Genomic DNA, 12,316 nt, shown 5'->3' with positions numbered 1-12,316 from the left:
AAATTCAATAGATTGGAAGAATAACAATCGGTTAACAGGTGTCAATCGGCGAAAGTCAGGCTATTGAACCGACTAGCCAAGATTATACTTTTCCCCCGTAAGACTAGCAGCGAGCGATATATAATATATTTGAGATATATCAATAATATAAAGGGTGGTTTTCTCCTTGTTTAACCGATACAATTTCTTCAATGCTATGAGGTGAAAGCTTTTTTGAAATTGCGCCTCGCCTATGTTCAAGGAAATTAAATGCAACATCATGTGAAGCAAGTTATCGGTAACCCCACTTCTTTCTAAGAAGAGAATAGAGAATATCCGCACACCTACTTTTCATGAATGGAGATGTGAAGTGAATGACGCATACATCAGCAGATAATAAACGAAATAAGCTGTGGTATAAGCAGCATGCGGCGAATTGGAACGAGGCGCTTCCGATTGGCAACGGACGTCTAGGCGGTATGGTATTCGGAAGAATCGGGCACGAGAAAATTCAATTGAATGAAGACTCCGTATGGTATGGTGGGCCGCGGGATCGGAATAACCCGGATGCCTTGCCGAATCTTCCTCGGATTCGTGAATTACTAATGGCAGGCAAGCTTGCGGAGGCGCAAGAGTTAACGGCAATGGCATTGCAAGGATTGCCAGAGGCGCAGCGTCACTATTTGCCGCTTGGCGATCTGGACCTATACTTCAGTAACCAAGGCCAAGAAGTTCAGCAATATGTCCGTGAGCTTGACCTAGAGCGCGGAGTCGTCAAGGTTCATTATGTAAGCGGCGATGTTCGCTATACGCGCGAGTATTTGTCCAGTTATACGGACCAAGTGCTTGTCGTTCGTTTGACTGCTGATCGGTCTGGCAGCCTCTCGTTCAAAGCGCGTTTCAACCGGGGAAATTATCGCTATGTGGAGCGTATCGAAGGTTGGGAACAGGATGGATTGGTCATGCGCGGCGTCTGCGGCGGCGAAGGCGGCGGACAATTCCGTGGCATATTGAAAGCCGTTGCAGAGGGAGGCAGCTGTAAGACGATCGGCGAGCATCTGATCGTGGACAAGGCTGACCAGGTAACGCTATTGATTGCGGCAGGAACGACGTTCCGCTCGGATGATCCCGAGGAATTATGCAAACAGCAGTTGGATGCGGCTGCGCAGAGAAGCTACGCAGAGCTGCTGGAACGACACGTGGCGGATTACCGTACGCTATTCGATCGGGTGGAGTTGAATCTAGCAAGCGGCTCGCAGAGCAAGGTGGACGAACAGCCTACGGATGAACGGCTGAAGCGTGTCCAGCAGGGAGAAGACGATCCTGGACTCGTATCGCTCTACTTCCATTACGGCCGTTATCTGCTTATTGCTTGCAGCAGACCGGGCTCGCTGCCTGCGAACCTTCAAGGGATATGGAACGATAGTTTCCTCCCGCCATGGGATAGCAAATATACAATCAATATTAATGCGGAGATGAATTATTGGTTGGCCGAGAATTGTAATCTAGCCGAATGCCATCTTCCGTTGTTCGATCTGATTGAGCGCATGCGAGAGCCAGGACGCGTTACGGCTCAGGTCATGTATGGCTGCCGGGGATTCACGGCCCATCACAACACCGATATTTGGGCGGATACGGCTCCACAGGATCTGTATATGCCGGCCTCGTTCTGGCCGATGGGCGCTGCGTGGCTGTGTCTGCATCTATGGGAGCATTATGCTTACAGCGGCGATAAAGCGTTTCTCGAGAAGGCATATCCGACCATGCGAGAGGCTGCAACCTTCTTATTGGATTATATGATTGAGGCGCCTAATGGACAGCTTGTCACTTGTCCTTCCGTGTCGCCGGAGAACACGTACAGGCTTCCTAACGGAGAGTCTGGCGTATTGTGCGTAGGCGCCTCCATGGATTTCCAGATTATTCACGCTCTGTTCTCCGCTTGCATCGAGAGCGCAGACCTGCTGGGTATGGATGAGCAATTCCAGTTAGAGCTGAATGAAGCATTGAATCGAATTCCGGAGCCGGCTATCGGCCAATATGGACAGATTCAAGAATGGATGGAAGACTATGAGGAGCTGGAGCCGGGCCATCGGCATATTTCCCACCTGTTCGGCTTATATCCAGGCGAGCAATTCAGCGTAGAGGGAACGCCAGAGCTCGCCGCTGCCGCGAGAATAACGTTGGAGCGCAGGTTAGCTAATGGCGGCGGACATACGGGCTGGAGCCGAGCTTGGATCATCAACTTCTGGGCTCGTCTGCAGGATAGCGCCAAAGTTCATGAGAATGTGCTGGCTCTGCTCGCTCACTCGACCTTGCCTAACCTGTTCGATAATCATCCTCCGTTCCAGATCGATGGGAACTTCGGCGGCACCGCGGGAATTGCGGAAGCGCTGCTTCAAAGCCATGGCGGAATCATTCATCTGCTTCCGGCGCTTCCCGAAGCGTGGCGCTCCGGCTATGTTCGTGGACTGCGTGCCCGCGGAGGGTACACCGTTGATATGGAGTGGGAGGATGGCAAGCTGAAGCATGCCGTGATCGAAGCTGCGCATAACGGAATCTGTCGCGTACAAGGGGCTGACAACGACATTCGGTCTATCGAGATGGAAGCTGGACAACGTTATTCCTTGCTGTAACAAGGATCTCTTACGTGATCGGGACAGGTTGCCAGCTATCAGGCATGGGGCTTCGTTAGAATAAGAAGCAACAATATCAATCGTTTAAGGTGCTGTCAGTCCAGACGGCACCTTATTTATATGCAAATGGCACGATTCGACGGGTAATAAATATAGGATTTGAAGGGTTGTTTTTCCATTTTGTTATGTAGTACAGTGTGACATACTGGTGCAACTAATTTAAGTTACTGTACACAGTTACATTAGAGACTAGAGGGGGAAGGAACTACATTGGGGAAGATTAGTCTTGCAATGCATCATGCGAAAGTGAATATCGCGAACAATTTATTCGTGCTTCAACTAGCATGGCGCATCCATCCACAGCGGGTAATCATCGATTTCACTGTGCAAGCTTGCAGGCAGTTTTCGAATGTGTTCTTCGCGGTTTACTTCATGAAGTACATTATCGAATCGATATCGGTCGAAAGAGATTTTCAGCAAATCGTTTATTTCATTTTAATCACGCTGGCCATTCTGCTCGTTCTAAGCATGCTGGACCATTGGTATGTGCAGCGCTTCAAGCCGATCAGCGATCTTACGATCTATGAGAAGCTGTATCTCATTCTATTCCGCAAGGCTTCGACCGTGGAATTGAAATGTTTCGAAGATCATGAGTTTTATAACAAATATACGAAGGCCATTCAAGAGGCCGATCGGCGAACGAGCGCCGTTCTTGACAGCATCTCGAGAATTATATTCTCCTCCCTCGCAACGATCAGCATTTTCTCCGTCATGTATGCCATCGATCCATGGGTTGTCTTATTCGCGCTGCTCCCGATTGTAGGCAATTTCTATTTCGGCAAAAAGCTTAATCGTCTGCAATTCAAACAGAACGAAGAATCCGTGCCCCACCAGAGAAAAATGGATTACGTAAACCGAGTCATCTACCTTTCTAACTATGCCAAGGAGATTCGTCTGTCTCGGATTTTTTCTGTTCTGAGGAGCACCTATCAAGAGGGATACGACGGCGTTATATCCACGATTCACAAGTATCGCGTTCGAGCGGGCGTCATCTCTTTCTTCAAAATATTCCTAACCTTTACACTCATTTTTCAAGGCGTTCTGCTGTATGGCGCATATCTGGCTATCGTTAAGGAGTCGATCTCGATCAGCTCTTTCGTCGTCCTTGGCACCGCCATGGTCAGCGGAGCATGGTCGCTTATCCGAATGTCCGATAGCGTAGTGGAGATTAACAAGAACGGCATTTTTATCGACAATCTGAAATCTTTTCTACATTATGAGTCTGAAATTCCGGAGCATGCTGAACCAAACCTGATCAGCCCGCCACGATTGCAGCAGCTGGCACTTCGACAATTGCAATTCACCTATGATGGAGCGGAATCGGCAACGTTAAGCGATATTACGATCGAGCTCAACAAGAATGAGAAGATTGCGCTGGTCGGTCATAATGGAGCCGGCAAATCGACGTTGATCAAGCTCATGATGCGATTGTACGATCCGACCGAGGGAGAGATTACGCTGAACGGTCGCAATATCAAAGAGCTTGACCTGATGTCCTATCGCGCAATGTTTGGAACGGTGTTTCAGGATTTTCGGATCTTCTCGATGACGATCGCCGAGAATGTGTTGATGCGTGAATTGGAGAGCGACGTGGATCGTCAGCTTGTGATCGAAGCGCTCAAGAAGAGCAGAGTGTACGATAAAGTAGCCGCGCTGCCGCATGGCATCGATACGATGCTTACGAAGGAATTTGACGATGAAGGGGTCGTTCTATCAGGCGGCGAGTTTCAGAAGATCGCAATCGCGCGCATCTTTGCTCAGCCTGCCGAGATTCTGATTCTGGATGAGCCTACGAGCGCATTGGATCCGATCGCGGAATATGAAATTTTCGAAAGCATGCTGGAAGCCTGCGAGGATAAGGCCGTTGTCATCATTTCGCACCGCATGTCATCGGCCATGCTTGCGGATCGGATCTATTATTTGGAGGATGGCAGCATACAGGAGGCAGGCACGCATACCGAATTGATGCAGCGGCAAGGGAAATACGCAGAGCTGTTCCTGAAGCAGGCAGAGAAGTATGTCGATCAGGAAGAGCTGGTAGAGGTGGCGAATCGACATGAAGCCTAACAAGCAGAGTTTTGCTCGGGTCATGCAGAATAACTGGTTTATTTTGAAATACGGATTGATGTATTCGCGCAAGTATATTATTTTTACATGTCTGTATGCTTGCCTCCAGGAAATCGAGATTTTTCTCGAACATGTCATACTGATTAAGTTCGTATTCGATAGTGTGCAATTTGGCACCTCTTTCTCAACCGTCGCCCTTTATATCGGGCTTACGGTTCTGTTCATCGCCGGCTGTTTCGTACTGGACAGCATTTATTATCAAAGCGTCGAGCCCAAAGGCAAAGAATTGCTCTATCAGAAACTTCGAATGGATCTCTATACGAAAGCGGTCAAGACGGATCTGAGCAATTATGATGATCCCGTCTACTATAACGAATACGTGTGGAGCGCCAATGATGCACGCAATCGAATCGATGCAACGATCGATAATATCCGAAATATTTGCAAATCGATCACGGTCATCGTGACGTCTGTCAGCTTCTTCTTGTTCGTAGATAAGCTCGGGCTGGTGTTCATATTGGTATCGTTCATTGCGACGATGCTCTTCAGCATGCTGGCTAACAAAGTTCGATTCGCTATGCGCATGGAGCTCAATGAGAAGGATCGCAAACGAATCTACTTGAAACGGCTGTTCTACCTGGCAGACTATGCGAAGGAGCTGCGGCTCTATTCGATCAAAGAGAAGTTTTTCCGCGAGTTCTCTCGTACCCATGTCGAGATGCATGCGATCGTGAACAAGCATTCGAAGAAACAGTTCTGGATCAATTTCACCTCGGATTATTTCTTCAACGAATTGATCTTAGGCGGACTGTATGTCGTCTACGTCGTCTTCATGGCGCTAGTGAAAGGGACTTTAAGTTACGGAAGCGCGGTTACATTGCTGAATTCATGCTGGCGTCTCAAGGGCAATATGCAATATTTGACGTCGCTAGTCAGCGAGATGCAAGAGAACAGTATGTATATCGAGAAATTAAGGAGCTTCCTGGATCAGCCGAATGAGATGAAGGATGCTGACGACCCTTTGGCAGTGCCCGACCGTTTCACTGGATTAGAATTGAGGAACGTGTCATTCCGATATAGCGAGTCTGGATCACCGATCCTTCATGACGTCGATCTTACCATTCGTCCAGGCGAGAAAATCGCAATCGTCGGTTATAACGGCGCAGGCAAGACAACATTGACGAAGTTGATCATGCGGTTGTACGATGCCAGCTCCGGCGAAATACGGTTGAACGGCATTGCAATCGATCAGTTCAACCTGGATGATTATCGGATGAAGTTCAGTTCGGTATTCCAGGATCATCAATTGTTCGCGGCATCATTGTCCGAGAATGTCCTGATGCAGCATTGCTCCGCTGATGATCCCGAGAAGGCCAGGCTGGCGCTTGAGAAAAGCGGCTTCGGGGATAAGCTGCATTCGCTGCCTATGGGAACGGATACCTCGATCACGAAGGAGTTCAACGATTCGGGCGTAGAGCTGTCCGGCGGGGAAGCGCAGAAGGTTGCCATCTCTCGGGTGTTCGCGAAGCCAACGCTGCTCATCCTGTTGGATGAGCCTTCCAGCGCCTTGGATCCGATGAGCGAATATCATCTCAATCAGGTCATGCTCGAGAAGGCCGAGAATCGTCCCATTATCTTCATCTCGCACAGACTGTCGACGACCAAAATGGTGGATCGCATCTTCATGATGGAGAACGGTCGCATTATCGAGCAAGGTTCCCATGATGAGCTCATGCGCCTGAAAGGCAAATACGCGCATATGTTCAATCTACAAGCATCGAGATATCGGGTTGTTGCGGGGGTCAAGCAAGCCTAGCTATTTCGTAACTACCGATATAGGTAATATTGTGGATTGCCGAGGTGTCCGATGGTAACGATTAGAAAATGTACAATGGGAGATGTACCTCAGGTAGCTGCGTTGTCGCAACGATGGTCGGACGAGGCCGTTACTTTTGCCTATCCTGCATCCCAAGAGGACAAGATTGCTCAGCGATTAGGGAATTACTTTTGGGTTGCTGAACGGAATGGTCAAGTTGTTGGATATACGCACGGTACGATCCAAACGTCTCAATATCCTGTATTTCCTTTAGATGCTCGTTTCTTAGAAATCTATGAAGTATATGTCCATCCCGATTTCAGGGGAGATGAAATCGGACATCGATTGGTTGATCGTATGATCGATGAAGCGGAGTCGAACGGCGTAGCACATGCACTTGTCGGATCGTCTAATGTGGACTGGAGAAGCATAGTCGGATTCTATGAGCGTCATGGTTTCAAAATGTGGTATGTACAAATGTATCGTTAGACATGCAACAGGCCATCCCCTGGATGGCCTGTTGTTGTCTTCAAAACTGCACGCCCACCTATTGCGGCTGCGATTGTGCAAACCATTATCGTTATTCACTCCAATTGTCTAATACAGGATAAACATATTGATGTCATGGCCCAGCTGCTTCAGATAGTTGAACAATTGCGCGCGGTGGTGGAATAGGTGAGTGAGTGTTTCGATGAGCCAACGGATTTGCAGAGAGCCATGCTCGGCATAAAAAGCTTTCGTAGACAGGTTCAGCAGATCTTGCTCGCTTAACATCAGCATATGATTTCGAAAAGCTTCGAAGCTCGTCTGCATCAGCTCGCATAGCTGCTCGCAGTCGGTAACGGATCGGATATCGCCCTCGATCCGCTCGAATGCAGGACCTTGCTTCTCCTGCATGATCGCTAAATCCGTTGCAGGAAGCATAACGAGATGATGTGCCAGCTCCTGCAGCGTGCGCATATTGTTCTGCGGGCGATAGCTCCACTGCTCGGGTTTGATTAGACGAATCAATCGTTGCGACGTCATCACCCCATGCTCGAATTCATGTAGCAGATGGTCACGAATGCTGAATACCTCGCTCATTATTCCATTCCTCCTACGAATATTTTAAGATCGATCAAACCACAGCAGCCTCCGAGCAAGCTGTGGGTGCTTCGGATGCGATTTCTCGAAGTATCCAGAAGGCCTATAGCCCCATTCCGTCAGCTTCATCTCTAGCTCCTTGAACTGCCTTTCCTCGCTGTAAGGTCCTAGAATGAGCCTGCCATTTGGTGCCAGACAGTGGTGAAGGAGATGCTCGAACAACATTTGCTGCTTTGCAGCGGGTACGTATCCGAGCTCTTTGACACAGACGAAATCATACGGTGCAATCGGCGGTGTCCAGTAGAGCGCATTGCCAACGAACAGGCGCTCCCTCCATTCGGGCAACCGTGCAGCAGCCAGTGCGATAAGCTCCTCCGAAATGTCTAGCCCATACCAATCGATGCTGTAACAGCCCAGTGCCTGTGTCCAGCGCGCTAGCGACTCCATCAGGTACCCATTGGCGCAGCCTACATCGATGAATGTCCCATCCTTATGAATCGCATTTATGATCATGAGGTGGGAGTGAAAGTAGTGCTGTTCGTCTCCGCTGTGCCCGGATTGCCCGCGAGGATTATCGCTTGCCAAATAATGCTCGGTAAAATGCCTTGTGTGATTGTCATACCATTCTTCCTCTGTAATATGCCCCTGTTCCAATGCCGACTGCTGCGCCTCGTCGAACGAATAAGCGCGATCGATAAGCGGTTTGAACGAGGGGGCCTCCATTTCAATAGCTCTTCCTGAACAGGAATGTATGTTCGCAATAAAATTATCATAAGGGTATTTGTGGTAAAAGTATAGATGCCGTAAACAAATAATAAAAGATTCTCTCATTTCCCGGGGAATGAAACTGGCATTTGACAGGTTATAAAAGATAGAAGGATTCGTTATACTTCTGTGGAAGTTTATGGAGAAGGGCTGGCTGCATCATGACTCTTGGTTTAAACGATGTACGTATTGAAACAGAACGATTGATTGTTCGTAAGTTCGAGGAACGGGACTTCGAGCAGTTCTGCAAGCTGCTCGACATGCCGGAGTTCGAAGGCTGGCAGATGCAGAAGCCGCGAGCACGGCAGTTTCTGGAATGGCATCTGTCCAATTATGAACGAATGGATATTGTATCGGGCACGGTCTGTTTTGGGATTTTCGATAAAATAACGCTGGAGATCGTTGGGCAGATTGCCGCCCAAAAGCATGACGATCTGCATGAGCCCGAGTTCGGCTATAGCATTCTGCCGTTCGCCAGAGGGAGGGGCTACGCCAAGGAAGCAGCACGTGCCACGCTGGAATGGATCGAGCAGCGGTACGATATTCCGTACATTATAGGAACAGTCGAAATTAGCAATCTACCCTCTCAGAAGGTGCTGGAGCATTGTGGCTTCCAGTTCGTAGATGAGCGGAGCTTGCTCGTTCATGACATGGATGAGCGGGTTGATTTCAAATATTACCGCTATCCTTTCACCCGCGTCGGCGGGCCCCTGCTTCCAGGATGATCCCTTGCAACAAACAATGGATCTCCCGTTAAGAGGAGATCCATTCATGTTACGAACCACTATTGAAGAGTTGTCACTCCGGGGAATAGGACAGGCAACCGGCAATGACCATTCCGAAACTGCATGAGATGAACAGAATGAGCAGTCCGACAGCAATATTGTTGTTATCGAAGGCTAAGCTTTATGTGACGTTAACCTTGATCAGACGCCCGAACAGTAACGTGAACAACTCGGTGACATAGTACAAAATGACAAGCGTCACTACCCCGATCGCTCCCCACAGCACCATATCCTTCAGTGAAACCGAATTCTCGGCCGCTGCGCGTACGACACCTATTACATAGTCAAGTGAACTATCGGGGACGAGGGATCCATGTTGAGTTCAGAGATCCGAATGAACACGGCAGACTGCTTACTGCAGTCCCTTACCGTACGGATTCGTTACTGGGCTCGTTGTTTGCTGCTGACTATACCTATAAATCGTAGGGGGTCAAACCATGATTCGTAGGGTTGTTGCGCTTTCATTATGACTTTACACTTTTAGCAAGACTGTAAATCGAGTCTAACCTATCTAGTTATTTAGGAGGCGTACACGATGAATGTCAAGCTGCATGAAGCATTCCAACAGCACTTCTTAATCGGGGCAGCTGTCAATCCGCTGACCATCAAGACGCAGCGCGAGCTGCTTGCCCATCACTTCAATAGCATTACGGCAGAGAATGAGATGAAGTTCGAACGTGTGCATCCGTCTGAGCATGAATATACCTTCGATGCTGCCGACCAATTGATGGCGTTCGCGAAGTCGAACGGCATGGGCGTCAGAGGTCATACGCTTCTATGGCATAACCAAACATCGCCGTGGATGTTCACGAACGAGGATGGAAGCACGGTAGACCGCGATACGCTGCTCGCCCGTCTGAAAGCCCATATCGAAACGGTCGTAACGCGATACAAAGGAGAAATCTACGCTTGGGATGTCGTTAACGAAGCTGTATCAGACAGCGGCGAAGAGCTGCTACGTCCGTCGAAGTGGCTCGAGATCATCGGCGAGGATTTCATTGCCAAGGCATTCGAGTATGCGCATGCGGCTGATCCTAATGCACTGTTGTTCTATAACGATTACAACGAATCGGACCCGGTGAAGCGAGAGAAAATCTATACACTCGTGAAGTCGCTCCTCGACCAAGGCGTGCCGATCCATGGCATTGGCCTGCAGGCGCATTGGAGCCTTTATCATCCTTCCATTGACGAGATTCGTCAAGCGATCGAGCGCTATGCAAGCCTCGGCGTACAGTTACATATCACAGAGCTTGACGTCTCGATGTTCAAGTTCGATGACCATCGCACGGATTTGGTCGAGCCTACGGAAGAGATGCTGGCTTTGCAGGCTGAGCGATACAAACAATTTTTCCAAGTGTTCAAAGACTACAGCCAGCACATCTCGTCTGTTACGTTCTGGGGATCGGCTGATGATTTCACATGGCTCGATGGATTCCCGGTAAGAGGACGGAAGAACTGGCCGTTCCTGTTCGACACGGCGCATCAGCCGAAGCAGTCGTATTGGAACGTGCTGGAGGTTGCGCGTTCTTAATCGTTCGTGCCAAGGAGGAGATCGCAATGATCGAGACGGCAACTATGATTACGAATCCGATTATTTGGTCGGATGTACCGGACCCTAGCGTTATTCGCGTCGGCGACGTCTACTATATGTCCAGCACGAGCATGCACTCGATGCCCGGCTGTCCGATCATGAAATCGGAAGATCTCATGCATTGGGAACTTATGAACTACACGTTCGATACGTTCGAAGACAACGAGATGCACAATCTGGCGGATGGCAAGCATATCTATGGCAAAGGTTCTTGGGCAACGAGCCTGCGTCACCATGACGGTACGTTCTACCTGAGCTTCTCCAGCTTAGATACGAATCGTTTCTATGTCTATCAGACGAAGGATATTGAGAATGGTCCGTGGGAACGTCATGTCATCCAGGGACTGCATCATGATCCGAGCCTTTTATTCGACGACGATGGCCGCGTTTATGTGTTTCACGGCAACGGCAGCATCCGGATTGCGGAGCTGACGTCCGATGCCACAGCATTGAAGCCGGACGGAATCAATCAGCTGCTGTTAGAGGGCGAGACCGAAGGCATAGGCCTGCGCGCCGAGGGGTGCCATGCCTATAAGCTGAATGGCTGCTATTACTTGTTCTTCATCGAGTGGCCGCGGACAGGCAATGGCCGCCGCAGACAAGTGTGTTATCGCTCCCATGAGCTGCTTGGCCCATATGAGCATCGCATCGTGCTGGACGATCATATGGGATATCAGAACAATGGGGTTGCGCAAGGCGGTCTCGTGGATGCGCCGAACGGTGAATGGTATGCCATGCTGTTCCAGGACCATGGCGCTGTCGGACGCATTCCGTGCATCGTCCCGGTATCGTGGGAGGATGACTGGCCGGTGTTCGGCATCGATGGTAAGGTACCGGAAACGTTCGAAGTGCCGCTGCCGCAGAAGGAGGCGAAGCCGCTCGTGATCAGCGATTCGTTCGAATATGGAGCGAATAAGCTCGCGCTTAATTGGCAGTGGAATCATAACCCGGACAATGCGCTGTGGTCGGTAACGGAGCGCCCGGGCTACTTGCGGCTTACGACTGGTTATACGGCACGCAGCGTTGAGCTCGCTCGCAATACCTTGACGCAGCGGACGGAAGGTCCGGCTTGCAGCGGCGTCACTCGGATGGAACTCGGCGGCATGAAGCCGGGCGACCGCGCAGGTTTGGTGGCACTTCAGCATTTCTACGGCACGGTCGGCATTCTTGCGGATGTGGACAATGAACGGTATGTCGCGATGTGCGTGAAAGGCGAGAATGGCGAAGAGGTTGCGGTGGAGAAGATTCGTTATGAAGGTGATCACATCTATTTGCGGATCGATTTCAACTTCGCGGAGGGCGTCGATCTCGCGCATTTCCACTATTCCGCGGACGGGTTGGCATGGCATTCGATCGGATATCCGCTGCAGATGAAATATATGCTGCAGCACTTCATGGGCTATCGAATCGGCCTGTTCAATTACGCGACGAAGAACATCGGCGGGCATGTTGATTTCGAATTCTTCGAGTATGAGAAGAGCGTATAGCTTGGGGTTAACCAAGGTGGATATCGACTCAGCTGTTGAGTCGGTATCCT

General features: G+C 49.8%; 10 protein-coding genes. 7 read left to right on the top strand and 3 right to left on the bottom strand.

Annotated features, from left to right (window positions below; all coding sequences use genetic code 11):
• Positions 1 to 353 precede the first annotated feature (353 nt).
• The 4 genes from H8B09_RS13950 to H8B09_RS13935 all read left to right on the top strand — a co-directional run bounded on the left by H8B09_RS13950 (position 354) and on the right by H8B09_RS13935 (position 7,044).
• On the top strand, positions 354 to 2,612 hold the full coding sequence (locus tag H8B09_RS13950; protein ID WP_191204128.1) for a glycoside hydrolase family 95 protein: 2,259 nt from the start codon (positions 354 to 356) through the stop codon (positions 2,610 to 2,612).
• Positions 2,613 to 2,882: 270 nt separating this feature from the next.
• A complete protein-coding gene (locus tag H8B09_RS13945; RefSeq protein WP_191204127.1) occupies positions 2,883 to 4,739 on the top strand; it encodes an ABC transporter ATP-binding protein in 1,857 nt (618 codons plus the stop codon).
• Positions 4,729 to 6,555: an ABC transporter ATP-binding protein gene (locus tag H8B09_RS13940; RefSeq protein ID WP_191204126.1), complete on the top strand. Its 1,827-nt coding sequence runs from the start codon at positions 4,729 to 4,731 to the stop codon at positions 6,553 to 6,555. Before H8B09_RS13945 ends, H8B09_RS13940 begins: the two co-directional genes overlap by 11 nt.
• A gap of 51 nt (positions 6,556 to 6,606) precedes the next feature.
• A complete protein-coding gene (locus tag H8B09_RS13935; RefSeq protein WP_224753591.1) occupies positions 6,607 to 7,044 on the top strand; it encodes a GNAT family N-acetyltransferase in 438 nt (145 codons plus the stop codon).
• Between the two features lie 108 nt (positions 7,045 to 7,152).
• On the opposite strand, the gene H8B09_RS13930 is transcribed toward H8B09_RS13935, so the two are convergent.
• Together H8B09_RS13930 and H8B09_RS13925 are read right to left on the bottom strand one after the other, a co-directional pair.
• A complete protein-coding gene (locus H8B09_RS13930) occupies positions 7,153 to 7,638 on the bottom strand; it encodes a DinB family protein (RefSeq protein WP_191204124.1) in 486 nt (161 codons plus the stop codon).
• Between the two features lie 24 nt (positions 7,639 to 7,662).
• The gene (locus tag H8B09_RS13925) at positions 7,663 to 8,361 is read right to left on the bottom strand and encodes a class I SAM-dependent methyltransferase (RefSeq protein WP_191204123.1); all 699 of its coding nucleotides are present in this window, start codon (positions 8,359 to 8,361) and stop codon (positions 7,663 to 7,665) included.
• A gap of 203 nt (positions 8,362 to 8,564) precedes the next feature.
• Here H8B09_RS13925 and H8B09_RS13920 point away from each other — a divergent pair, with 203 nt between their 5' ends.
• Positions 8,565 to 9,128 carry a GNAT family N-acetyltransferase gene (locus H8B09_RS13920; RefSeq protein WP_191204122.1) on the top strand — a complete coding sequence of 188 codons (564 nt, stop codon included), beginning with the start codon at positions 8,565 to 8,567 and terminating at the stop codon, positions 9,126 to 9,128.
• A 181-nt stretch (positions 9,129 to 9,309) separates the two neighbouring features.
• Here the strand turns inward: H8B09_RS13920 and H8B09_RS31380 are convergent, their stop codons facing one another.
• Positions 9,310 to 9,465 (bottom strand): DUF350 domain-containing protein, encoded by a 156-nt coding sequence (locus tag H8B09_RS31380; RefSeq protein ID WP_441343349.1) that lies wholly within the window; start codon positions 9,463 to 9,465, stop codon positions 9,310 to 9,312.
• A gap of 258 nt (positions 9,466 to 9,723) precedes the next feature.
• On the opposite strand from H8B09_RS31380, the gene H8B09_RS13910 reads away from it, so the two are divergent.
• Together H8B09_RS13910 and H8B09_RS13905 are read left to right on the top strand one after the other, a co-directional pair.
• Complete coding sequence (locus tag H8B09_RS13910; RefSeq protein WP_191204120.1) at positions 9,724 to 10,719, top strand: endo-1,4-beta-xylanase; 996 nt, start codon at positions 9,724 to 9,726, stop codon at positions 10,717 to 10,719.
• Positions 10,720 to 10,745: 26 nt separating this feature from the next.
• Positions 10,746 to 12,266 (top strand): glycoside hydrolase family 43 protein, encoded by a 1,521-nt coding sequence (locus tag H8B09_RS13905; RefSeq protein WP_191204540.1) that lies wholly within the window; start codon positions 10,746 to 10,748, stop codon positions 12,264 to 12,266.
• Positions 12,267 to 12,316 lie beyond the last annotated feature (50 nt).

The sequence above is a fragment of the Paenibacillus terricola genome (assembly GCF_014779765.1).
Classification (GTDB): Bacteria; Bacillota; Bacilli; order Paenibacillales; family Paenibacillaceae; genus Paenibacillus_T; species Paenibacillus_T terricola.
The sequence above is the reverse complement of the archived record's forward strand: the minus strand, read 5'-3'. Positions and strand labels throughout refer to the sequence as shown.